This is a genomic window from Bacillus sp. FSL W7-1346 (genome assembly GCF_038593335.1).
GTDB classification, from domain to species: Bacteria; Bacillota; Bacilli; order Bacillales; family Bacillaceae; genus Bacillus; species Bacillus altitudinis.
On record NZ_CP151988.1, the window covers coordinates 1,067,761 to 1,091,450 of the forward strand.

Genomic DNA, 23,690 nt, shown 5'->3' on the forward strand with positions numbered 1-23,690 from the left:
ATCTCAGGATGGCAAAGCAAACGATTGGATTATGTGAGCTGTGCGGAAGACAAGAGGTCGTCCTTACGGAACATCACTTGACGCCAAGAGAAGAGGGAGGGGCCTTTCTACCGACTGCCTTCCTGTGTATCCCTTGCCATAAACAGGTACATGCTCTTTATACAAACCAGGAGCTTGCCGCACGTTTGAATACGCTGGATGCACTAAGACAAGATGAAAAGCTTGTTCCGTACATCAAATGGATTCGAAAGCAGCCGGCAAGCAAGCTGGTCAAAACAAAGAAATCAAGACAACGCAGAAAGAAATAAACATAAAAAAGCGCTCCTCTAAATGAAATGAGTGAAGAGGAGCCGCTTTATGCATTGCCTACCATATTCTGATCATTTAAGTCAGGATCCACATAGTTGGTGGCGCTAATGCCATTATTTAAAATCAAGAAATCTCCGGTATTCCCCGCTCCAGAGCCTAAAGCAGATTTTGAAGAACTTTTAGGCGAAAGATAAAATGAGTCACCGACGTTTACGACGCCCCCAGAAATCGAGTTAATGTAAATGGGTCCGACAATTGCTGGCATAATCGACATCCTTTATTCGAAGTCATATCACCATCATATGCGCAGGTAGGTCCAATTGTGAGTTTGGCGGCTGTTCGTCATTGTTGCTAAATAACTCTCGAATATGCTTCACTCGCGCAACGGCATTTATTCCGCACGTAGAGCCAATTTGATAGATAGAGGAGGAAGAGACCCCTTCTACATGAATGGACGACACTTTAATGAGAGGCTTTTCATGATAAAAGGCCGTTCTAACCGCTCGTTCTGGCAGCATCAATGGGATCGGCTCATAATACACTTCAAATTCTTTTGCATCTAGGTTTTCAGCTTCATTTCCATAAAACAAACTAATGGTTCGCTGAACAGCTAACACCTTCACGTTCGGACATAGCTCTTGTGTATCACCAATTTGAACAACACTTGAAATCCCGACAGAATTCACCTTCGAGAACTTCACTTGAGATGTGCGCTTGATCATTATCGAGGGGCTAGAGGAACAAACGGTCCAATAATTAATGATTCTGGCGGTGTATCGAAAATCGATGACAGTTGTACGTGATCCGTGTCCCCGATAATAAATAGGGAAGAGGACGATACCCCAACTACTTTAATGCTTCCGGTTTCGATGTTGCGGTTGACGACTGTGAAATTCATCCGTTTTCCTCTCCTTTCGTTTCATTTGGAATATGGGCTAAAAAGTGCTCGATTGCCCGTTTGACATCATGTTTCACATATTCAGCAATTTGCTCGGAACGTTGAAGCGGGGTCATATCTTCCCTTTGTGGTAGCTGCCCCGCATAATATTTGATTCTGCTGTCTATTTGTTTTCGAATGTCCTCAATGATATGGTGTTTGTTGCTTTCATCAAGCGAGCCTTCGTATCGCTGCTCTAGTTCTTCAAGAAGCTGTGGAGCTTCTTCATTTAAGAATGCATCGACAAGCTGGCGTGTTTGATTGAAAGATTGATCAGCCATTTCTTGCTGCATCATTCCAATTCCCGGGGTTGTTGTTTGGCCCACTTCAAAATTTTGAACACTATTTGGATCAGATGGATTGAGGCCGATATTTAATGTGCCTTCCAGCCGCTCGATTTTCAGTTGATCAAATTGATAATCAATCCGTTCAATCGTTGTTGTCGGTTTATCTTTGATCATTTGCATTTCCTGCTGAAGCTCGTTAAGCCTTTTTTCAAGCATCATGATTTGCTGTGTTTGCTTTTGAATGATGCCATACAATTGTGAAGCGTTGTTTTGATAGTCATACATATGCATACACCTCCGGGGATTGCAGATGAACTTATGTTGTTGGTGACTGAAGCGGTACAAAAGGTGCTGTGCTTGCGCCTTGAGATTCTTGAATTCCTTGTGTGCCTGCTGCGGCAGGTGCTGACTCTACGTAGCTTCCAGTGTTATACAGATTGGAGAGTGCCTTGATTGATCCAGCACTTCCGATTTGCAGAACGGATGAGTTACTCACAGACTCCACACGTAAGTAATTAATTTGTATCGCTTGATTAATATAGAAGTTCAACGGATTCTCACTCCTTACAAGTTACCAACAAGCGGTTGATCAATGACATCACTATCATACGTATTTGTCACACTTTTATAGTTGCTAATGCGTAATTGATCACCAGTGTTAAAACTGCCTGCGCCGGCAAACGTTTTAACCTGACTATTTGGAGAAATGGTGATGCAGTCTCCAACATGAACGACTCCGCTCGTTCCGACGGCATTTACTTTAAAGGCTCCAACAATAGCCGGCATAGCGGTGCACATCCTTTAGAAAAATAGGGCACTTCGTTTTTGGGCGTTTCACCATAGCTTATGATGGGTCTTTTAATATGTGATTGTCTTTTTGAAGAACTTTGATGAGAGGAATGAAGTGTATGGTTTACCCTTTATTCGAGCATTCTTTAGAGGTGGTTTTGATGCCTTTATTTAAGAGTGTGTCAAGCTCTTGACTGCACCTGATGGTTTCTTCGGCATTCATTCCGAATTTTTTTGCGGTCTCAATTAAATGTAATCTTTTTTGTTCAATTTCATAATTGATCATAACGGACGCCAACTCTCACATTTTTTATCAAATAGAAGGATATGGTTAGTATACCCTATTTTTCTATAAAAAAAGCTCTTTCGTCAATATGAGAACTAAAGTGACAAAATTCGAAAGTGTCTTTACAGGCGCGATGTCTCTTTTTTAATCTCAGTTTGTAAATAACGTCGTCTTTTGTTGATATACTGTCGGATTAATTCTCGCTCTGAACGCAGCATGTCTTGTCGGTTTTTCGTATATGGATCATCTCCAATTCGCTGCTCAATCGAAGCATGCCATGTCTCAATGATGGGGAGAAGCCGTTTTTCTAAAAAATGTGTATCTAGTACGTGCTGGAAAAGGGCATAATAGTCTATTTTAAATGCAGGGATGTCTAGTAATCTAGCGGTTAATGTATTGAAACCGCTGACTGGAATATAATCAAACGCCATTTCTTCTCCGTGAATATCACGACCCCAAGTCGCATCATAATCCCAAGGCATTACTTGAAACCTTCCTTGATCATTCACATAAAGGGCATAGTTATGAACAAAGCCATCAAAATTTTGGGTACACACGACACCAATGAGCCAGCGGAAATATTGTGTCACATCAAGATACTGCTCAATCTTATTTGCAAACGTGTCGTCCCTTGCGGTGTTCAAAAAGTAAATAAATTCACTCAGCTGCTTGTCGTGTTCAGGAGTTCCCGTTTTTTTCTCATAACCGAGAAGAAGATGTTTTTTTGGCTTTTTATCAAATGAACTTAAAAGAGAGAAATTGGCGTCATCATCTACAGCATAATAAATGCCGCCACCATGCAGCTGTCGTTTTTGGAGGAACAGCTCATCTACAGATTCTATTTTTAAATATATGCCTTCTTTTCTTCCATTAATGGTCAGAAACACATGAGAAGCGGACGGGCTGAACACACCCATTTGTTCAAAGAAATAAAAAGACAGCCTGTTGCGAATGAAAGAAGGATCATTGTACTCTGCATTTAAGTGAAAAAGGGATTCGCCCTGTCTTTGCTTTGGTTTTCGATATTCAATTTGATAGGATTTTTTCTTAAGCTTTCGGATGTGTGATCCTCGGTATGAGGCATAAATATGTGACTTCGTTTGGCCGGTTTTCAGAATGGCCTCGACGGGTTCATCGTTCCATACGTCCTTTTTTAAATCCATGAGATCTTTTGGATGAATCCAGATATCCAGTTGTTTTAAAGGTTCTGTGTCCATGCGTTCATCACCCTCCTATATCTCCTCCACTATATGAAAATGAAGGAATGTCCTGTACCTGCTGGTAGGTATTCATGGAGTTTTCTAAGAAAGAGGCATTCGCCAAGAACACTTGTCTATCGAGTCTCGTAACATAAAGCAGAGAAGATAAACAGCTTTGTCTGTTTGTTTTGTCAGAGCACAGATTGGGAGGGGAATTGTTCGTGAGCACATTTGATCATTCGCATATTGAACATGCAGTTGATTCACTTCGAAGTGAGGGGCGTGATCATCACTTAGATCGTGAACCTGAATCGGGACATTCGCACAAATCATCTCGTTCTCGTCATTCAAATCGCCGTCACTGGTTCTTTGGTGGGGGAGGCTGCCGTAAGTCACATCGCAGCAAAAAAAGCCATAAAAGCTATCGCTCTAAAAAAAGTCGCTGCTCAAAGAAAAGTGTAAAGAGCGAGAAACCATGCAAAAGTAAAAAGTCGTATAAAAGCAAAAAGTCTTGCCGTAGCAAAAAGAGTGAACCAAAAAAATCATGCCGCAGCAAACACAGATCACATCATAAGAAAAGCTGCCGCAAATCACACCGCAGCCATCGATCTAAACGTTCTCATCACCATAAACGGAGTCACTCTTGCCGAAGATGCGGAAAGAAAAAACATCATTCCCGCCATCAAGGAAATGTTGATCGTAAATGGGATCAAGGGAATATGTGGGAGTATCGACGCTACCGCTAAATGTCAGGTCTTCATTTTTGAAACCCTTTTTAAAAGAGAGTATGATAAAAAAGGGTTTTTTTTATTTCGTAGAGAAATAAAAATGAGACATCATAATGTAGTGAAATGAAGATTGTGAGGGGAAAACATGAAGTTTTTTACAGGTGAGATACATAACAGATTGTTTATCGGGGTCGTCATTGATGATGAATGGGTGATGGACGTCAAAAAGGCAGAAGCAAAACTATTTGAGCTAGAAACATTGCCAAACTCTTTATTTGAATGCATCAACATGGGGGACAAGTTTGTCGAACACGTCAAACAGCTTCTTGATTGGGCGGAGAAAAAAGAAGAAGACCGCGGCTCTTATGTCTATCCGCTTTTGGACGTGACACTCCATGCACCGATTCCAAAACCAACGAAAAACATCATGTGTGTTGGGAAAAACTATCAAGATCACGTCATGGAAATGGGAAGTGCGGCAGATATTCCTAAAGACGTGATGATCTTTACAAAGGCGCCTACCTCTGTTGTAGGGCATGAAGCGGACATTCTTCTACATGAAGATGTGACAAGTGAATTGGATTACGAAGGGGAGCTTGCCATTGTCATTGGCAAAACAGGAAAGAATATTGCTCCTGAAGAGGTCCACGATTACATTTTCGGTTACACCATTTTAAATGATATAACGGCAAGAGATTTGCAGAAAAAACACAAACAATTTTTCATCGGAAAAAGCTTAGATACAACTTGTCCAATGGGACCTTATATTGTTCACAAGTCAGTGATCGAGGATCATGGAGCACTCCATGTAGAAACAAAGGTAAACGGAGAGGTTCGTCAGTCTGCCAGTACGGAATTAATGATCTTCCCAATTGAAGACATTGTGTCAACTCTTTCAAAAGGGATGACGCTGGAAGCGGGAGACATCATTGCAACAGGTACACCCTCTGGAGTCGGCAAAGGTTTTGAACCGCCAAAATTTTTAGCCTCAGGCGATCAGGTTGAAGTAACAATTGAACCAATTGGGACGTTATCAAATCGCGTCAAATAAAGGCGTGTTGACACAGGATTGTCGCTTTGTGTTCGACTTATTTCGTGGTACGATGAGAAGGTAATTGTTCTGATAAAGGGGGAAATCACAAATGGGAACACATTTACATATTACAGCGTGGGTGCTAGGTATTATTTTATTTTTCGTTGCCTTTGCATTAGCAGGTAAAAACGATAAAGGCGCTAAAATTGTGCATATGATCGTACGACTGTTCTACTTGATTATTATTGCAACAGGCGTAGAGCTGTATGTTCGCACAGGAATGAAAATCCCGGGTTACGGGGGCGAGTATGTTGGAAAAATGATACTTGGTATTCTTGTGATTGGTTTCATGGAAATGGTCCTTGTACGCAAGAAAAAAGGAAAATCGGTGACGGGTGTATTCATTGGTTTTATTGTGGTTGCTATTGTGACCATTCTTCTCGGCTTACGTCTGCCGATCGGTTTCCATATCTTTTAAGATAAAAAGGGCATTGCTTATCAAAAGCAGTGCCCTTTTTATGTGAGATCAAACTGAGACATCAGCCGGTGACCGTCAGACGTCGTCCATTCCAAGTGAACTTGATTTTCGTCCGAATGATGGTGGCATTGAAGGGCAAGTGATTGCATGTCTCCTGAAAACTGAAAAAAAGACACGCGATGAGAAGGATGGAAGGAAGAGAAGACACAATCATAGACGGAAAAGCCAAGCTGTTCTACATAGTCAATGATCTGATAAAAGACACTTTCCGGTACGAACATGAGCAAATCAAGCCACCCTTTAGAAAGAGACGCTGTATATTGAATGCGTTCACCGCCTTTTACCTCCATCAACTTCCCATTCTCACAAAGAACGACAGACCCGAGCAATTCTCCTTTTGTCCATCGATCCTTTTCTTTCAAACAGATCATAGAACTTTGAAGGCTTTCAGGCAGCATGATGTCTCCTTCTTCGTCTTCAATCAGACAATGACCGTTTTCCATCAGTAAGTACCCGTTACACCATTTTGGGTGGTTTTGCTGAAGATATGTCATGCGGTTCTCCATTCGCAAAACCTCCTTTCCTCTTTCTTTTCTTACCAAATGAAGCTTGTCCTATACACAGGAGGAAAAAAGGACAAATCAACTATCAAGGAGACGATGCATAAACTAAGAAAGGCTAAATGAGAACACTTGATGAAAAACGGATGGGAGCTGATGATGATGTGTGGAATAACAGGCTGGGCAGACTTTAAAAAGCAGCTCATCCAACAGGATCATGTAATCAATCAAATGACAGATACATTATCTAAACGAGGGCCGGATGATACAAATACGTGGAAAAGTGAGCACGTTCTTTTCGGCCATAAACGGTTAGCCGTTGTCGATGTTGAAGGCGGAAAGCAGCCGATGACATATACCCATCAACACCATGATTATACGGTGGTATACAATGGAGAACTCTATAACACAGAGGATATACGAAAAGAATTATTCAAAAGGGGGCACCGCTTTCTTGGGCATTCTGATACAGAGGTTCTTCTTCACGCCTATACAGAATGGAAGGAAGAGTGTGTGACCCATTTTAATGGAATTTTTGCATTTGTCATTTGGGATAGTGAGCGTGAATTATTATTTGCAGCGAGAGACCGGCTCGGTGTCAAGCCATTTTTCTATACAGAACGTCATCATTCCTTTTTGTTTGGCTCAGAAATCAAAGCACTTCTGGCTCATCCTGAGATGAAAGCCAAAGTCGATCATGAAGGGTTATCAGAAATCTTTGGTTTAGGGCCGTCTAGAACACCAGGGCAAGGCGTATTTAAAGGGGTGAAAGAGCTGAGACCTGCTCATGCTTTAACCTTCTCAAAAGATGGTTTGCGTGTGTGGAGGTACTGGAATGTCAAAAGTAAGCAGCATACAGATTCGCTTGATGACACCGCTCAGCACGTGAAGGAACTCTTTACGGATGCTGTTACAAGACAGCTCGTCTCTGATGTGCCTGTATGTACGTTTTTATCGGGTGGAGTGGATTCTAGTGCCATTACAGCTATTGCCGCCAAGCACTTTGAGAAAATAGGGAAAGCCCCGCTGCATACGTATTCCGTTGATTACGACGGAAATGATCAATTCTTTGAAGCAAGTCAATTCCAGCCCAATGCTGACGGGCCGTGGATTGATCGAATGACCAAAGCGTTTCAAACGAATCATCACAGCTGTATCATCGGGCAAAAAGAGCTGGCTTCTTATTTGAAAGAAGCGGTTGAAGTACGAGATTTGCCGGGGATGGCAGATATTGATTCTTCCTTACTATGGTTCTGCCGAGAAATTAAAAAGGATTTTGTTGTTGGTTTATCAGGTGAATGTGCAGATGAAATTTTTGGAGGTTACCCATGGTTTCACATGGCAAGCGAAACCAATGGATTTCCGTGGATGAGATCAACGGAAGCACGCATTCAGCTTCTTCAAGACTCATGGCAAAAGAAATTATCACTGAAGGAATATGCGCAAAGCAAATATGAAGAAACCGTGGCAGAAACCCCTCTTTTAGATGGGGAAACTGGAGTAGATAAAGCCCGAAGAGAACTTTTTTACTTAAATATGATTTGGTTTATGACAACACTGCTGGATCGAAAAGATCGTATGAGCATGGGGGCGAGCCTTGAGGTACGTGTACCATTCGCAGATCATCGTCTTGTTGAGTATGTATGGAATATTCCTTGGGAAATGAAAATGTATGGAAATCGGGAAAAAGGGGTTTTGAGAAAAGCATTAGAGGGAATTTTACCGAATGAAGTGCTTTATCGCAAGAAGAGCCCTTATCCGAAAACACATCATCCTGCTTATACTCAGGCGGTAAAAGAGATGTTAACAGATTGTCTCGCGCAAAAGGATTCTGTGCTTCATGAATTTTTAGATCCACATCAATTAAAACAGCTGATTGAAACAGAAGGGGCTTCTTTCCAGGTTCCTTGGTATGGTCAGTTAATGAAAGGCCCACAGCTCATTGCCCATTTGGCACAGATTCATCATTGGTTTGAAACATATCGAATTGATATAGAAGCATAACAAAGGGTCGGCTTTCTTGCACTTGTTGAAAGGAAGTCGGCTTTTTTGATACATAACATGAGACTTTTAGAGCACATCAAAAGTTGATCTAACCGCTTCAATTTGTATAATTAACTTAAAGTGAATTAATTTGGAGGAAAAAGGATAATGAAAATCATTGTGATCGGAGCAGGACCAGGGGGACTTGCAGCAGCTATGATGTTGCAAAGCAAAGGACATGATGTTCATATATATGAAAAACAGTCCTTTGTTGGCGGACGTAACTCTAAGTTTCAACTTGGTGATTTCACGTTTGATACAGGTCCTACTTTTCTCAGTATGATTCATATTGCAGAGGAACTATTCACCTTTGCCGGTAAAAATCTCTATGATTATATAGATGTGATTGAATTAAAAGAAATGTATAGATTAATCTTTCAAGATGAGAAGCTTGATATGATTCGAGATCGAGACGAAATGTACAAACGGCTAGAAGCCTTTGCACCTGGTGAGGGCGAGGGGTATGTACGTTTTATGAATGATACAAAACGAAAAATGGACCGCCTAACGCCGATTCTACAAAGTAAAATGGATCGTTTCCATCATTATTTGCGTCCAAAAGTCATCAAAGCACTTCCACAGCTCTCATTAAATAAAAGCTTATATGATGTGCTGTCGGATTATTTCTCAAATGAATCAGTGAAATATGCCTTTACATTCCAATCAAAATATTTAGGGATGTCACCTTGGGAATGCCCAGGAGCGTTCTCAATTCTTTCCTTTATGGAGCATGACACAGGCGTTTATCATCCGAAAGGCGGAGTGAATCAGCTGTCAGAAGCGATGGCAAAGGCAGCTGTTGAATCTGGGGCTACCCTTCATCTATCAACTGGAGTTGACAAGTTGCTGACGGAAGGCAGGAAAGTGAAGGGCATTCGCTTAGAAACTGGTGAAGAAATACAGGCAGATGAGGTCGTCGTAAATGGTGATTTTGCACACGTGATGACAAAGCTTGTAGAGCCGGGTCTTTTAAAGAAATATAGCGAGAAGAAACTGAAAAAGAAAAAATTCTCATGCTCCACCTTTATGCTGTACCTAGGTTTAGATACGATATATGATGAGCCGCATCATACCATCGTTTTTTCCGATGACTATGCGAAGTTCGTCAAAGAGATTACGAAAACCTTTGAGCTGCCGGATGATCCGTCCATTTATATTCAAAATGCAAGTGTGACAGATGATTCGCTTGCGCCAAAAGGCAAGTCCGCTCTTTATGTGTTAGCACCCGTTGCCAATAATCAAAGCGGTATTGACTGGGAAGCGCATCAAGAAGAATTTAGAGAGCTTGTGCTGGATACACTGGAGCGGAAAACGGGCTTTAAGAATATCAGGCAGCATATTGAAGTCGAGCGGATGATCACGCCGAAGCATTGGGAAGAAGAGCTGTATGTATATGAAGGAGCTACATTTAATCTGGGTCATCAGTTGACGCAGATGATGGTACTCAGGCCGCATAATGAATTTGATGAGTTGAAACACTGCTGGCTCGTTGGTGGAGGAACCCACCCAGGCAGTGGATTGCCAACCATTTTAGAATCAGCGCGTATTACGACAAATGCGATTCTGGCAAAAGAGAAACATACGCACAAAAGAGTGCCACATCAAGAAAAGGGGAGCGCCTCATGAAAAAACATATATTGATTGCTGGCGGCGGTATTGGCGGAATGATCTCAGCCCTCTATTTAAAAAAAGCTGGACATGATGTCACCCTTGTTGAAAAAAATGAACGGCTCGGCGGGAGACTTGCTTTTGTACGTGAGAAAGGATATAAAGTAGATGAAGGTCCGACCATTGTCCTACTTCCTGATATGTTAAAAGGCATTTTACATGACGTAGGCATTGATGAAACATCTCTTGATCTCTTGCAGCTCGATCCGCTGTATACGATCCACTATCAAGATGGAACCTCCTATACGAAATACTCTGATACACGGCGACAACTAGAAGAAATCAAACGTGTATTTCCAAAGGAAGAACAAGGATATTTAACATTTATGCAAGAAATGACGGATCGGTTTCAAGAAGGGCAGGAAGCTTTTCTAGAAAAATCATTTCATGAAAAACGAACCTTTTTTACAAAAGCGAACATGAAGATTTTAATGAAATTAAAAGCATATCGAACCGTTCAAAGTTCTCTCAAAAAATATTTTTCAGATGAGCGCCTCCGAGATGCATATGCACTTCAAACCCTCTATGTCGGAGGAAATCCGTATGAAGCATCCGCCATTTATTCGCTTGTTTCATATAGTGAGCACGCACACGGAATTTACTATTTAAAAGGAGGATATGCGAGTTTAGTAGATATATTGGAGAGACAGCTCTTAAAGACGGGTGTACACATAAGAAAAAGTGAAGAAGTCGCACAATTTGAGTTTGAGGGGAAACGTGTGGTCAAGGCAAAAATAAATGATGAGCACATAGCAGCTGATGCATTTGTGATGAACGGAGATTATCCAGCGGCGTTAAAACAGCTTGGTTTAGGTGAACAAGACCGGCGTAAATACGTTCCATCCTCCGGCTGCGTGATGGTGTATCTAGGGTTAAACAAAGTATACGATGAAGCACCTGTTCATCAATTTTTCATGGGAGAACACTTTGATCGGCATATGAGAGAGGTGTTCCAAACGAAAACGATACCTCAAGATCCATCATTTTATACGTTTAATCCATCGACCATCGATCCATCCCTTGCCCCAGAAGGTAGCAGTGTACTATATATGCTCATTCCTGTTCCATCAGGAGATCACATCAATTGGGAACAAGAGACAGACTTTGTGGATAAAATGGTGGAGCGTCTTGAGAAAAGAGGCTTTCCGCAACTGCGAGAGGCGGTTGTCTGGCAAAAGGTGAGAACACCGAATGATTCAATGCGAGAAGGATTGTTTGAAGGCGGCAGCTTTGGACTCGCTCCTAATTTGTTTCAATCAGGTGTGTTTCGCCCGCAAGTAAAGGTTGCAGATGTAGACAATCTATATGCGGTAGGTGCTTCCATCCATCCCGGCGGCGGGGTACCGATCGTGATGCAAAGTGCAAAGCTCATGGCTTCTGTACTGCTTAAAGAGCTGAACAACAGAAAGGAAGTGAAGCTAAGTGGTTGATGTGCAAACAGCATTGAAAATATGTGAAGAGACCATTCAAACCCATTCAAAAACGTTTTATCGTGCCTTTTCCATGCTGCCTAAAAAGAAAAGACAGGCTGTTTGGGCTGTTTATTCTTTTTGTAGGAGAGCGGATGACATTGTAGATGAGTCTCCTTCACCAAAGGAAGAACTGGCGTCTTTTCAGGAGGCATTTGATCGTTTCTTGCAAGGAGAAGTAGATCGTGATGATCCAATGTGGGTGGCGCTGGAGTATACATTTCAACAGTTTCGTATGGATGAATCCCCATTCCGTGACCTGCTGCGTGGACAGGAGATGGATTTAGAGCAGCACCGGTATGAAACGTTAGATGAACTGCTCATCTATTCCTATCATGTCGCAAGTACAGTTGGATTAATGCTGCTTCCGATCATTGCACCGCGTAAAAAAGAACAGCTAAAAGAAGCCGCGATTTCCCTTGGGATTGGCATGCAGTTGACCAATATTCTTCGAGACATTGGTGAGGATAAGGCGGAAAGGAATCGCATTTATTTGCCAAAACAAGTCATGGATCAATTTGGGTATACAGAGCAAGAATTACAAGAAGGGATCGTTAATCAAGCCTTCCAGCATGTATGGGAATATATTGCGTTTGAGGCAGAGGCGTACTATGAGGAATTTTTTGACCATCTCCATGAATTCCCACTTTATTCAAGGATACCAGTGAAAGCAGCTGCTCACTTTTATAAGGCTATTTTAGATAAAACTAGAGAAAACGAATACCGCGTCTTTACGAAGCGGTCATATATTTCAACACAAGAAAAAGCACTTATTTTAGAAGATATTACGTAATGAAAAGAAGACAAAGGGGTAAAATAAAGTTCGTTTTAGCCCTTTCAGCGTGTAGACAAACCCTCGCATTCGGTGTCAGTCCTGCGCTTCGGTGCTCACGAATGTCAAATTCGCTCCGCGCCGATGCTCGTCCTTCCTAGGGCTGCAAAGGTTTTCTATCACGCTGAAAAGAAGACAAAGGGCTAAAATAAAGTTCGTTTTAGCCCTTTGTCAACAATCTGAAAGGACTGCACCCGCAGTCCTTTTTATGTGGAAGTAAACCGGTACTCCGTCCACACTCTTGAACGCCACCGCCTATACATGAAGATACCTCTTATCCATTCATCTACGATAAAAGAAATCCAAACCCCGATCAGGCCCATTTCAAGTTGAATGCCTAATAAATAAGCGATCGGAAGGCCGATGCCCCACATTGAAATCATCGCCATATAGACTGGAAACTTCGCGTCACCAGCTGCCCGCAAGGAGTTGATGATGACCATATTAAAAGAACGTCCAGGCTCTAAAATAATCGTCAATATGAGGAGGACGCTCGCGATTTGAATGATCTCACTGTTGCTAGTGAAAAAAGTAAGTAAATGCGTCGATGATAAAGATAAAGCAGTCGAAGAAAGAAGCGAGATGGCAATGGCCCAGTATAAGCTTTTCATGCATCTTCGATAGGCCGCATCAAATTCTTTCGCCCCGATCAGGCGCCCAATTAAGATTTGCGTTCCTTGGCTAATGGCGGCACCAAATAACATAATGAACATCATCAAATTCTGGGTATAGACTTTTGCTGCCAGTGCTTGCGTGCCCATAAATGTGATAAACAGCGTAATAATCATTTGAGAGCCATTATAAGAAAGCTGTTCTCCAGCAGAAGGAATGCCGATTTTTAGCAGTTTTTTTAAATGCGTTCGCTGGATGTAAAACATTCGCTTGAATGAAAACCGCAATCCAATGCGGTGTCGAACAATGAGGATCATGGCTGTTAGACCGATCAACCGTGCAAATGATGTGGAAAGAGCAACACCCATGACACCTAATACAGGGAAGCCAAATGGTCCAAAGATGACCAAATAATTACCAGCAACGTTTAACAGATTCATACCGATGGTGACATACATCGTATCTCTCGTGAATCCATAGCTTTTTAAAATAGCACTATAGGTCATAATGAGCGCCTGTATAAAAGACAGCAGGCCGACAATCTGTAAAAAGACGGTTGCATCTGGCATGAGCTCGCTTGATAATCCCATGATATGCAGGATGGGCACAGCTAACACAAACATAAGAAGACTGATCACAAAGCTAATGAGGAAGTTGGTGCCTAGTGATACATAGGCAACTAGGGTCGCTTCCTGCTTGCGGCCCGCTCCTAAAAGCTGCGCAATGACAATCGTCGTCCCAGTCGTAATGAAGCTGAACATCACAATCAATAGATTTAATAGCTGATTGCTTACCCCTACTGCGGCAACACTATTGTCAGAATACTGGCTGAGCATCAGTGTATCTGCGCTGCCCATCAGCATATATAAAGAGATTTCAATAAAAATAGGCCAAGTTAATGCAAATAATGAAGGGTGGGATTTTTCACTTTTGGCTTGAACCTTTTGTATTGTGAGTGCTTGTGGTTTCATCACATCACCTTCTTTCGTATAAATCCGATTTATAGTGTACCTTGCATCGACTATAATAAGAAGAGATGAAACCGAAACTTATTGGAGAAATCCGACTTCATAAGGGGATGAATATGGGTCCGTTTATTACATTTACTGTACCGCCATTTCCAGTCTATATTGCTTCAGGCAAAGGTGTATTCCACCCAGGAGAACGACATATCTCCAGAATTTTCACCGTATTTGATCTTCTTTATGTCACGAAAGGTGAACTGTGGATCACAGAAGACGAGGTGCCTCATCACGTAAAAGAGGGAGAATATATCATCTTATCACCGGGACTTGCCCATGGTGGACATCTTCCATGCAAAGAAGAAACACTTTATGAGTGGCTGCATTTTTCAATTGATTCATTTGAGTTTACAGATCGGCCGAGAGAACACTGGTTTGACATGAAGCAAAATCAAGCCACTTTTGAAAAAGCAGCAAGCTATGAATTTCGTCTGCCCCGAAAAGGAAAAGTGAAAGGGGAAAGCGTGCTACAGAAGCATCTTTCAGCGATGCGCGCTTTAAATGATGATGCGTCTGAACTTCAGCTCAAAAAGCAGCTTCAATTTGAGGAAATGCTCATTCAGTTACAAAAAGAAGCATTTCATATTCCAAGTGCAAAGGAGACTGTCGCTTCAGAAGTGGTTCACTATCTTGAACGTCATTTTACGCAAAAATTACAGATGGAGAAGCTGGCAGAGATTCTCCATTATCATCCTGATTACATGACAAGGTGCATGCAGACCGTGTACGGACTGACGCCGAGCCAGTACATCAATCGACTCAAAATTGAAAAAGCCAAAAGCCTGCTTGCTTCAACGAATGAAAAAATAGCTCTCATTGCAGAACATGTAGGCATTGATGACCCTACTTATTTTTCAAAGCTGTTTCGGCAAAATGAAGGCATGACGCCTATCGAGTATCGTCATCTTGCTAAAAGAACGACAAAGTAAAGGAACGTGAACAGATGAAAGGAAAAAAAGAAGAGATTGTGAGCATACGTCCATTAGACGAAACCGATTTAGAAGTGGTATGGCATTTAAGGTTTAAAGCCCCAGACCAGGCCTATCGAAAGTGGAATGCACCGTATTTTATTGAACATGACATATCGCTTGCTGCATTTAAAAAACGCTATTTACAGGATGATTCTGTCCTGCCAAAACTATTTGGCATTGATGTCGGAGGTGAATTAAAGGGCACAGTTTCTTATTATTGGGAGAATGAACGCACACGCTGGCTGGAGTGCGGGATTCTTATTTATGACTCACGTTTTTGGAATGGGGGCGTTGGAACAAAGGCATTGCGTCTATGGATCGATGAACTCTTTTCACACATCGATATCCCACGCATCGGTCTGACCACCTGGTCTGGAAATGAACGCATGATGCGTTGCGCAGAGAAATGCGGGTTTATCCTTGAGGGAAGACTGCGTAAGGTTCGTTACTATCAAGGGGATTATTATGATTCGATGCGGTATGGGATGCTAAGAGAAGAATGGCAAAGCCTTCCGCACCATTCATTTGAATAGTTGTTTTTAAGATTAGGAAAAAAGTATAGTAAGATTCAATAAATTGAAAAAGAAGGGTGGCGGATGAATGTGAAATGGATTACAGGTTGGTTTGTATCCATATTAGTCGCAATCTACCTATTCGTTGATGCACCAAAACACGGGAAAAATAAATGGTTATGGGCCATCTTAGGCCTTTTACTCGGGCTCTTCACACTTGGAATATATCTCATTCAAACAGGAAGAAAAGGGTTGGGCTGGACAGTACTGGTTGTGTCCGTTTTCATCTATGCGATTGCCATCCTCGTCTTTGTCTTGTACTTTCTCATGCTGGTCTTCGGGTACTCCAACGCAAATTAGAGAGTACGGCTGTACATACATCATAGGTGATTTTTTTTAGTTCAAGTTGCTACCGATTGATGGTTTGATGGCGCCATAGCATCATAAGGATAAAAGGTGGTGGGCTCGGGCAGGATGATCCTCATGTTTAACCATCTTATTTTATCTCATGTGGCTCACTGTTTTGATCAAGTAAGTCCTTCATAAAGAAGGGCTTTTTCTTTTATTTTTTGAGCAGGGACACCTGCAATGACAATCTGCTCTTCATGAAAGGAGCGATTCACTACAGCATTTGCTCCGATGGAAATATGATTCGCAATATAAATGTTTCCAAACAGTTTAGCGCCAGGGCCGATCCATACATGATCTCCGATGACGGGCACATCTTTTTCATGATGGTTTTGACCGATATTCACACCTTGATGAATATCACAAAACGCGCCGATTTTGGCATGCTTGTTTACAATCAACAGCCCAGTATGGTTGATTCTGAGCCCAGGTCCAAATACACCAATTGGGATATCAAAGCCAAGCTGCATGCCTTTCTTTTTATGTAAGTAACGATAAAACCATTTGCGTAACGTAGCACCGCTATTCGTATAGTACTCATATTTTCGTAAATATCTTTGATATTTCCAAATATCATCCCCAAGCCACTTTGGTCTTTTTCGATTGATGGCAAGTGCTTTCTGATCTTGTGCCAAATAGTGGTGAAGGTCATGCTTCGTTAAAATCATCAGATCTCCCTCGATTCCCTTTCGTTTCAGAGAAATTATACCATTATAACCATTTATATCAAGATAAAATGACGTTCATTTTTTGTTTTACTACATTCATTTCATTCGGCCGTCCCGTATCAAACAAGGGAGCTACAACGCATAGAGCAAAAGAACCAGGAGAATTGATTTGTAATTTTTTTCAACATTTTTCATACTCAAACGTTACATCGCCTTATGGCTGTAGATGTTTGTAAAAAATACACGAAATTACTCGTTAAAAAGAGAATATAGCATTCATATGCTTTTAGAATCATCTTTTTGAATACAATTGACTTTCGTATCTTACATCCTCTAGGCTAGTAAATGAAAATGATAATCTTTATCAATTGGAGGAGTGTTTTATTATGTCCATCAAAACCGTTTCTAAAAATCAGCAATTTTTAGAGCAGCAAAGTCAAAGAGAATCTAATGCAAGGTCTTACCCGAGACGGTTCCCATTAGCCATGCAAAAAGCCGAAGGTATGATCGTGACAGATGCAGATGGTAGAGAATTTTATGACTGCCTAGCAGGTGCAGGAACACTTGCCCTTGGTCACAATCACCCGGTTGTTATAGATGCTATTGAACGTATGCTTCATGAAAAAAGACCGTTGCATACGCTGGACATCACTTCAGAGATTAAAGAAGAATTTGTGAATGAGATTTTTTCTCACTTGCCAGAAGAGTTTGCAAAAAGAGCAAAAATTCAATTTTGTGGACCAACTGGTGGTGATGCTATAGAAGCAGCAATTAAATTAGTCAAGACAGCGACGGGAAATCGTTCCATTCTATCATTCCACGGAGCATATCATGGTGCTACACATGGCACGATGTCATTAAGCGGCAACTTATCGCCAAAAGAAAAAGTACAAGGATTAATGCCAGATGTTCACTTCCTGCCTTATCCATATGAATACCGCTGCCCATTTGGAATCGGCGGTAAAGACTCACATCGCATTTCCAGTTCTTATATTGAGCGTGTATTAAATGATCCTGAGAGTGGAATTCTCCCGCCAGCAGGCATGATCTTTGAAGCGGTGCAAGGGGAGGGCGGCTCCATCCCGGCATCAATTGAATGGATACAAGAAATGAGACGAATCACAAAAGAAAAAGGAATTCCACTTATTATTGATGAGGTTCAATCAGGCATCGGCCGAACTGGTAAGATGTTTGCCTTTGAACATGCTGGTATTGTGCCAGATGTCATTGTGTTATCAAAAGCAATTGGGGGAAGCCTTCCGCTATCCGTTGTGATTTATGACAAAGACTTAGATCAATGGAATCCAGGTGCACACATTGGCACGTTTAGAGGAAATCAAATGGCGATGGCAGCTGGAACTGCTACGCTTAAATATATAAAAGAAACCAATCTGCTTGATCATGTAGAAGCGCTTGGTCAGCGTATGCAGGCCAATCTAAAAGACATTCAAAAACAAGTGCCTGCTCTCGGTGATGTGCGAGGAAGAGGATTAATGATTGGTGTTGAAGTTGTGAATCCAGATGAGAAACAGGATGTGGACGGCAGTTATCCAGCAAATCCAGAGCTAGCCAGTCTCATTCAAAAGAATTGTTTTGATAAAGGCTTAATTGTGGAGACAGGAGGCCGTTTTGGAAGTGTGATTCGATTCTTACCGCCTTTGACCATGACAGAAGAACAGCTTGAAAAAGTCATCACGATTTTTAAAGAGGCAGTTTACGATGCAGTCAACTAAACCATCTGTCGATTCATTATTTATTCAACAAAGCCAGCTTGGGAGGGAGTCCTTCCAAGCGGCTCTCTACACATCCATCGACAGCTTACTGGCAGAGTGGCAAACAAGCAGAGGACCGTATAGCGGAATATTGCCTGGGAAATTAGCGACTCATGTCGAATCGTTATTCCAGATTCAACCGGCTGGTGAATCCATTGAGTCTGTTTTTCAAGATATAAAAAATCACCTTTTACCGCATTTGGTTGATGTGTCACATCCTAAATGCCTGGCACATTTGCATTGCCCACCTCTTATCCCTGCTCTGGCAGCAGAGGTGATCGTAAGTTCCTTTAACCAATCAATGGATTCCTTTGATCAAAGCGGCATTGCATCTTTGGTTGAGGAGGAAATCCTCAAGTGGTTATGTGAAAAGTTTTCTTATGGAGAACGAGCAGATGGGACCTTTACGAGCGGTGGAACCCAATCTAACTACATGGGACTGCTTTTAGCAAGAGATGCATTTTGTGAAAACACTTGGCAATGGAATGTACAGCAGAAAGGGTTGCCGAGCGAGGCAAATCGTATGCGGATTCTTTGCTCCAAGAATGCCCACTTCACTGTAAAAAAATCAGCATCTCAGCTAGGTTTAGGTGAACAGGCTGTTGTGTTAGTTGAGACAGACGAACATCACCGAATGGACCTGCATGATTTGCAGAAGAAGCTTATGGAGCTTAAGGAGCAGGATTTGCTTCCATTTGCAGTCGTGGCGACTTGCGGGACAACTGATTTTGGCAGTATTGATCCTGTACGTGACATATATGACATGGTGAAGCCTTTCGGTTTGTGGATTCATGCAGATGCTGCCTATGGAGGAGCGCTTGTATTAAGCAAAACCTTCCGAGGAAAATTAGATGGCATCGAGCTTGCTGATTCGATCACGATCGACTTTCATAAGCAATTTTATCAGCCGATCTCCTGCGGGGCATTTCTACTAAAGGATAAAAGACATTTTGGTTTGATTGATTACCATGCAGATTATCTCAATCCAAAGGAAGATGAACTGGAAGGCATTCTGCATCTCGTGAATAAATCTGTTCAGACGACGCGCCGGTTTGATGCGCTAAAACTCCTTCTCTCTCTGCGTATGATTGGAGAAGAAGGATTTGCAAGTATCATTGACCATACCATCCATTTTGCGAAAGATGTGGCTACGTTGATTGAGAAAAATGATCATCTTGAGGTGATCAATCCTGATCCAGAAATCAATGCAGTCGTGTTTCGTTTTATAGATGATCATCAAGCAGAGGACATCAATAAAATCATTCATCGCACACTTTTCCAAACAGGAACGGCTGTCGTAGCAAAAACAGTAGCCGATGGTCAAACTTGCTTAAAATTCACTTTGTTAAATCCGAGAACGACTATTACACATATTGAGGAAATCCTTTCTGACATTGTTGATATCGGGATCGCTCATATTCAATCCGGGAGGGTACTACGTTGAGTCAATATAAACAAATGGCTGAAAATGCAACGATGCAAAGTTTTTTAAACTGTTTTTTACGTGAAACAGGAATTGATCGATCTGCAAAGAAAGAGACAAAAGCAGACGGCTCACTTGTATTTGTAGCAGCATTAGCAAAACAAGATCTTGAGCTTGTCATTCCGATTCGATATTTTTCGCCTGTAGGCCGTCATCTCTTTGATTTTCCCGTTCGCTTTCGCCCGCAAGGCAGTGAGCAACAGGGAACGATCGTCGATTACACCACACTTGTTGCTTTATGTTCAAAGGAACTTCTCATTGAATACGGCCGCACAGATGCAGAGGATGAGTTCATGCTTCGCATCATTTTAAGCTGCCGGAATATTGAACGATTCATCAGAGAGAGAGAAAGTGATCGAGCAGCTCTTTCTTCAGCTGATTTTGAATATATCGAAGCGGAGCAGTCACTTCTTCTTGGGCATTTAACGCATCCTACACCAAAAAGCAGACAAGGAATGACAGAAGAGGAGGAAGCGATTTATTCTCCTGAGCTGAAAGGCTCTTTCCAGCTTCATTACTTTAAAGCGCATCCGTCAATTGTGCTTCAGGATTCTTCTCTTTCAGAATCTGCGGCAAGTCTCATGTTTGAGGAGCTCATGCGCCAGATGCCGGAAGAAAAAGAGAGACTGACGACGTTAACAGAAGGCGGTGAATATGTCCTGATTCCGATTCATCCGCTACAAGTCCAAGTGGTCATGGAGAAAGCGTTCGTCAAGCGTTATATAGAGGACGGGATGCTGACGTATTTAGGGCCACTAGGGTCTGAATACACAGCGACATCTTCCTTTAGAACGGTCTATCAAAAAGACTCTGCGTACATGCTCAAATTCTCTGTCCCTGTAAAGATCACAAACTCTTTACGCGTTAACAAACAAAAGGAACTTGATCGCGGAGTTGAGATGTCTCGTATCTTAAAAACAGAATTAGGCGTTTCTTTATATGACAAATTCTCTGGATTCCGTGTGATTGAAGATCCTGCGTATCTATCTATTCAAGGGGATGAGGCGGAATCTGGCTTTGAAGTCGTCATTCGTCAAAATCCATTTTTGCATCATGAAAAAGGGGCAAGCTTAATTGCAGGGCTATGTCAGGATCATGCATACGGAGGAAAATCAAGGCTTTCAGGCATTATTCATGAATTAGCAGACGCTGAAGGCAGATCAACAGAAGATGTCAGCCGTGATTGGTTCACACAATATTTATCGATTTCGTTAGAGCCGATGCTTTGGTTGTTTGAAACGTATGGTCTTGCCCTTGAAGCCCATCAGCAAAATGCTGTCGTACAGCTAAAGAATGGATATCCGCACACATTCTATTATCGTGACAATCAAGGCTACTATTATAGCGAATCGAAAAAGGATCAGCTTGCGAAGCTTGTTCAAAACTTAAGCGTCAGAAGTGAAACCATTTGTGCAGACGATGTAGCGGTTGAGAGACTGCGTTACTATTTCTTCTTTAATCATTTGTTTGGTCTTGTGAATGGTTTTGGTACAGAGGGGCTTGCAAAAGAAGAAGGTTTATTAGCCCTGATTAGAGACACACTGCTTGCGCATGAAGAGACATATGGTGCATCTGAGCTGACGAACAGTCTTCTTCGGTCACAGGAGCTGCCTTCAAAAGCGAACTTACTCACGCGGTTTGAAGATATGGATGAGCTGACGGGTTCTTTAGAAACTCAATCCAGGTACACGTCTGTGTTGAATCCGCTCTTTTTACATAAGGAGGCGCTGATTGGATGAGGCATCGAATTGGGTTCATTCGCGCTGAATATGAACGGGACGTCCAGCTTGTCCACAAGTGGATGCAAGAAGAGTATGTCCACCCATTTTGGCATTTGAATATTCCATTTCCTGCTTTTGAAAAGCACTTTTATCAGGCCATTCATGATCCGCATCAAACCCTTTATTTAGGAACCATTGATGGAACGCCGATGAGCTATTTTGAAGCATACAATGTGAAAGGGGATATCATTGAATCGTACTATGAGCCTTCTCCGCATGATCAAGGCATTCACCTGTTAATTGGAGAGCCAGATTATGTAGGGAAAGGATTTGCGGCTCCGCTGCTTCAAGCCATGACAGCATTTCAGTTTGAGCAGAACAAACGAACAGAAAAAATCGTGGCTGAGCCAGATATTCGGAACGAAAAAATGATTCATGTCTTTGAAAAGTGTGGATTCGAACGTGTGAAACCAGTTACTTTACCAGATAAAACAGGTCTTTTGATGTTTTGTCATCGAGATCGATTTGAAAGGAAGTATAACCATGACGCGGTTCAACAAGCAAAATAATGTAGTGGATGTCATTGGGATTGGTATTGGACCATTTAACCTAGGGCTTGCTGCATTATCTGAAGAAGTAGATGAAATTGACGCTTTGTTTTTTGAAAGAAGTGAAGCGTTCCACTGGCATCCAGGTATGCTCATTGAAGGGACTACACTTCAAGTCCCCTTTTTAGCGGATCTTGTCAGTATGGCGGATGTGAAAAGCAAATATAGCTTTCTCAACTATTTGCAGGAACAAAACCGTTTGTATTCATTTTACTTTCTAGAAGACTTCCATATCCCGCGCAAGGAATATAGTCATTATTGCCGCTGGGTCGCGGATCAATTAGATTCTTGCCGATTTGGCATGAATGTCGAATCTGTCTCCATCGTTGAAAAAGCTGGAGAAAAACGATATGAAGTGCATGTCCGTCATGTGAAAGATCAAACGGTAGAGGTGTTTGAAAGTAAGCATCTTGTTTTAGGTATCGGCACACAGCCTGCGGTACCAGTATCTCTTCAGCCAGCTTTAGGGGATCGGGTGTTTCATTCTGCTGATTACTTGAAACGAAAGAAAGAAGGCTGTTTTAAAGGAAAATCCGTGACGGTCATCGGTTCTGGTCAAAGTGCGGCAGAAGTATTCTATGACATTTTATCAGACGATGAGGCGAAGGATATTCATTGGTTTACACGCTCTAAAGGGTTTTTCCCAATGGAATATTCAAATTTGGGTCTTGAGTATTTCTCTCCAGACTATATTGATTTCTTTTATGAGCTTCCTCAGCCTAAAAAAGATGCGCTATTAAAGCAGCAAGATTTGCTGTATAAAGGCATCAGCTCAGCGATGATCCGAGATATTTATCACTTGCTTTATGAACGTTCTGCTTGCGGAGAGCAGCTGAACACCGTGCTGCAGGCGATGACGGAGGTCAATTTGATTGAGGAAACGAGGGACGGCTTATCGCTTTCATGCAATCAATGGGTCAAAGAGGAATCCTTTACGCATGAGACAGACATTGTCGTTTTGGCAACGGGCTATCAATCTGTATTACCGCCATTTATTGATCCGATTTCCCATCATATTCAGTGGGATCATCAAGGACGCTTCCAGGTTGAACGTGAATATCGATTGAAAACAAATACATTAGGTGAAAATGATATTTTTGTACAAAATGCAGAGCTTCATACACATGGAGTAGGCGCACCAGATTTAGGGCTAGGGGCGTACCGAAACAGTGTCATTATCAATGAACTGGCTCGTCGACCTGTGTATCCACTTTATCAAAAGCATGTTTTCCAGACATTCGGTACACATAAACACGCAAATACATTTGAAGAAATCAAAGGGTAAGGAGGATGAA

General features: G+C 41.9%; 27 protein-coding genes. 16 read left to right on the forward strand and 11 right to left on the reverse strand.

Annotation, left to right across the window (positions count from 1 at the left end):
- Positions 1 to 8: 8 nt before the first annotated feature.
- Positions 9 to 308, forward strand: a complete 300-nt coding sequence (locus tag NST09_RS05345) for a hypothetical protein (RefSeq protein ID WP_017360217.1) — start codon at positions 9 to 11, stop codon at positions 306 to 308.
- A gap of 47 nt (positions 309 to 355) precedes the next feature.
- Here NST09_RS05345 and NST09_RS05350 read toward each other — a convergent pair whose 3' ends face one another.
- The 8 genes from NST09_RS05350 to NST09_RS05385 all read right to left on the reverse strand — a co-directional run bounded on the left by NST09_RS05350 (position 356) and on the right by NST09_RS05385 (position 3,825).
- The gene (locus tag NST09_RS05350) at positions 356 to 574 is read right to left on the reverse strand and encodes a spore germination protein (RefSeq protein WP_003211468.1); all 219 of its coding nucleotides are present in this window, start codon (positions 572 to 574) and stop codon (positions 356 to 358) included.
- Positions 575 to 596: 22 nt separating this feature from the next.
- Positions 597 to 1,031, reverse strand: a complete 435-nt coding sequence (locus NST09_RS05355; RefSeq protein ID WP_025207112.1) for a spore germination protein GerPE — start codon at positions 1,029 to 1,031, stop codon at positions 597 to 599.
- On the reverse strand, positions 1,031 to 1,207 hold the full coding sequence (locus NST09_RS05360; protein ID WP_003210893.1) for a germination protein GerPD: 177 nt from the start codon (positions 1,205 to 1,207) through the stop codon (positions 1,031 to 1,033). Before NST09_RS05360 ends, NST09_RS05355 begins: the two co-directional genes overlap by 1 nt.
- Positions 1,204 to 1,818, reverse strand: coding sequence for a spore germination protein GerPC (locus NST09_RS05365; RefSeq protein WP_017366979.1), 615 nt, complete (start codon positions 1,816 to 1,818; stop codon positions 1,204 to 1,206). The genes NST09_RS05360 and NST09_RS05365 overlap by 4 nt, the downstream gene beginning before the upstream one ends.
- A gap of 31 nt (positions 1,819 to 1,849) precedes the next feature.
- The gene (locus tag NST09_RS05370; RefSeq protein ID WP_017366980.1) at positions 1,850 to 2,083 is read right to left on the reverse strand and encodes a spore germination protein GerPB; all 234 of its coding nucleotides are present in this window, start codon (positions 2,081 to 2,083) and stop codon (positions 1,850 to 1,852) included.
- A 14-nt stretch (positions 2,084 to 2,097) separates the two neighbouring features.
- Positions 2,098 to 2,319 carry a spore germination protein gene (locus tag NST09_RS05375; RefSeq protein ID WP_003211745.1) on the reverse strand — a complete coding sequence of 74 codons (222 nt, stop codon included), beginning with the start codon at positions 2,317 to 2,319 and terminating at the stop codon, positions 2,098 to 2,100.
- A gap of 127 nt (positions 2,320 to 2,446) precedes the next feature.
- On the reverse strand, positions 2,447 to 2,608 hold the full coding sequence (locus NST09_RS05380; RefSeq protein ID WP_008348605.1) for an aspartyl-phosphate phosphatase Spo0E family protein: 162 nt from the start codon (positions 2,606 to 2,608) through the stop codon (positions 2,447 to 2,449).
- A 122-nt stretch (positions 2,609 to 2,730) separates the two neighbouring features.
- Complete coding sequence (locus NST09_RS05385) at positions 2,731 to 3,825, reverse strand: CotH kinase family protein (protein WP_217608970.1); 1,095 nt, start codon at positions 3,823 to 3,825, stop codon at positions 2,731 to 2,733.
- A gap of 510 nt (positions 3,826 to 4,335) precedes the next feature.
- Here NST09_RS05385 and NST09_RS05390 point away from each other — a divergent pair.
- From NST09_RS05390 to NST09_RS05400, 3 genes are all read left to right on the forward strand, one after another.
- Positions 4,336 to 4,662 carry a hypothetical protein gene (locus NST09_RS05390; protein ID WP_171465163.1) on the forward strand — a complete coding sequence of 109 codons (327 nt, stop codon included), beginning with the start codon at positions 4,336 to 4,338 and terminating at the stop codon, positions 4,660 to 4,662.
- Between the two features lie 18 nt (positions 4,663 to 4,680).
- The gene (locus NST09_RS05395) at positions 4,681 to 5,586 is read left to right on the forward strand and encodes a fumarylacetoacetate hydrolase family protein (protein WP_035392480.1); all 906 of its coding nucleotides are present in this window, start codon (positions 4,681 to 4,683) and stop codon (positions 5,584 to 5,586) included.
- A 91-nt stretch (positions 5,587 to 5,677) separates the two neighbouring features.
- Positions 5,678 to 6,046, forward strand: a complete 369-nt coding sequence (locus NST09_RS05400; protein WP_007499115.1) for a YisL family protein — start codon at positions 5,678 to 5,680, stop codon at positions 6,044 to 6,046.
- Positions 6,047 to 6,084: 38 nt separating this feature from the next.
- Here NST09_RS05400 and NST09_RS05405 read toward each other — a convergent pair whose 3' ends face one another.
- Entirely contained in the window at positions 6,085 to 6,612 is a 528-nt protein-coding gene (locus NST09_RS05405; protein ID WP_320285294.1) for a DUF2777 family protein, read from the reverse strand.
- A 156-nt stretch (positions 6,613 to 6,768) separates the two neighbouring features.
- On the opposite strand from NST09_RS05405, the gene asnB reads away from it, so the two are divergent.
- The 4 genes from asnB (at position 6,769) to NST09_RS05425 (ending at position 12,579) form a co-directional block, all read left to right on the forward strand.
- Positions 6,769 to 8,610 (forward strand): asparagine synthase (glutamine-hydrolyzing), encoded by a 1,842-nt coding sequence (gene asnB / locus NST09_RS05410; protein WP_024720029.1) that lies wholly within the window; start codon positions 6,769 to 6,771, stop codon positions 8,608 to 8,610.
- Between the two features lie 147 nt (positions 8,611 to 8,757).
- The gene (gene crtI / locus NST09_RS05415; protein ID WP_058213991.1) at positions 8,758 to 10,275 is read left to right on the forward strand and encodes a phytoene desaturase family protein; all 1,518 of its coding nucleotides are present in this window, start codon (positions 8,758 to 8,760) and stop codon (positions 10,273 to 10,275) included.
- Positions 10,272 to 11,747, forward strand: coding sequence for a phytoene desaturase family protein (crtI, locus tag NST09_RS05420; RefSeq protein WP_046343140.1), 1,476 nt, complete (start codon positions 10,272 to 10,274; stop codon positions 11,745 to 11,747). Before crtI (NST09_RS05415) ends, crtI (NST09_RS05420) begins: the two co-directional genes overlap by 4 nt.
- Positions 11,740 to 12,579 (forward strand): phytoene/squalene synthase family protein, encoded by an 840-nt coding sequence (locus tag NST09_RS05425; RefSeq protein ID WP_017360206.1) that lies wholly within the window; start codon positions 11,740 to 11,742, stop codon positions 12,577 to 12,579. The genes crtI (NST09_RS05420) and NST09_RS05425 overlap by 8 nt, the downstream gene beginning before the upstream one ends.
- A 245-nt stretch (positions 12,580 to 12,824) precedes the next feature.
- On the opposite strand, the gene NST09_RS05430 is transcribed toward NST09_RS05425, so the two are convergent.
- Positions 12,825 to 14,201 (reverse strand): MATE family efflux transporter, encoded by a 1,377-nt coding sequence (locus tag NST09_RS05430; protein ID WP_060832222.1) that lies wholly within the window; start codon positions 14,199 to 14,201, stop codon positions 12,825 to 12,827.
- A gap of 113 nt (positions 14,202 to 14,314) precedes the next feature.
- Between NST09_RS05430 and NST09_RS05435 the strand changes: the two genes are divergently transcribed.
- The 3 genes from NST09_RS05435 (at position 14,315) to NST09_RS05445 (ending at position 16,095) form a co-directional block, all read left to right on the forward strand.
- Positions 14,315 to 15,181 carry an AraC family transcriptional regulator gene (locus NST09_RS05435; RefSeq protein WP_342493416.1) on the forward strand — a complete coding sequence of 289 codons (867 nt, stop codon included), beginning with the start codon at positions 14,315 to 14,317 and terminating at the stop codon, positions 15,179 to 15,181.
- Between the two features lie 14 nt (positions 15,182 to 15,195).
- Positions 15,196 to 15,756: a GNAT family protein gene (locus NST09_RS05440; RefSeq protein ID WP_283931286.1), complete on the forward strand. Its 561-nt coding sequence runs from the start codon at positions 15,196 to 15,198 to the stop codon at positions 15,754 to 15,756.
- Between the two features lie 63 nt (positions 15,757 to 15,819).
- Positions 15,820 to 16,095 carry a hypothetical protein gene (locus tag NST09_RS05445; protein ID WP_017360202.1) on the forward strand — a complete coding sequence of 92 codons (276 nt, stop codon included), beginning with the start codon at positions 15,820 to 15,822 and terminating at the stop codon, positions 16,093 to 16,095.
- A 167-nt stretch (positions 16,096 to 16,262) separates the two neighbouring features.
- Here NST09_RS05445 and NST09_RS05450 read toward each other — a convergent pair whose 3' ends face one another.
- Positions 16,263 to 16,811: a serine acetyltransferase gene (locus NST09_RS05450; protein ID WP_025207122.1), complete on the reverse strand. Its 549-nt coding sequence runs from the start codon at positions 16,809 to 16,811 to the stop codon at positions 16,263 to 16,265.
- Positions 16,812 to 17,197: 386 nt separating this feature from the next.
- Here NST09_RS05450 and NST09_RS05455 point away from each other — a divergent pair, with 386 nt between their 5' ends.
- The 5 genes from NST09_RS05455 to NST09_RS05475 are packed head-to-tail and all read left to right on the forward strand — an operon-like array spanning position 17,198 to position 23,680.
- Positions 17,198 to 18,544 (forward strand): aspartate aminotransferase family protein, encoded by a 1,347-nt coding sequence (locus tag NST09_RS05455; protein WP_035392469.1) that lies wholly within the window; start codon positions 17,198 to 17,200, stop codon positions 18,542 to 18,544.
- Positions 18,531 to 20,027, forward strand: coding sequence for an aspartate aminotransferase family protein (locus NST09_RS05460; protein ID WP_224559549.1), 1,497 nt, complete (start codon positions 18,531 to 18,533; stop codon positions 20,025 to 20,027). Before NST09_RS05455 ends, NST09_RS05460 begins: the two co-directional genes overlap by 14 nt.
- Positions 20,024 to 21,805 carry an IucA/IucC family protein gene (locus tag NST09_RS05465; RefSeq protein WP_272755147.1) on the forward strand — a complete coding sequence of 594 codons (1,782 nt, stop codon included), beginning with the start codon at positions 20,024 to 20,026 and terminating at the stop codon, positions 21,803 to 21,805. The genes NST09_RS05460 and NST09_RS05465 overlap by 4 nt, the downstream gene beginning before the upstream one ends.
- Positions 21,802 to 22,356, forward strand: coding sequence for a GNAT family N-acetyltransferase (locus tag NST09_RS05470; RefSeq protein ID WP_007499091.1), 555 nt, complete (start codon positions 21,802 to 21,804; stop codon positions 22,354 to 22,356). The genes NST09_RS05465 and NST09_RS05470 overlap by 4 nt, the downstream gene beginning before the upstream one ends.
- A complete protein-coding gene (locus tag NST09_RS05475) occupies positions 22,331 to 23,680 on the forward strand; it encodes a lysine N(6)-hydroxylase/L-ornithine N(5)-oxygenase family protein (protein ID WP_047945522.1) in 1,350 nt (449 codons plus the stop codon). Before NST09_RS05470 ends, NST09_RS05475 begins: the two co-directional genes overlap by 26 nt.
- Positions 23,681 to 23,690: the final 10 nt, after the last annotated feature.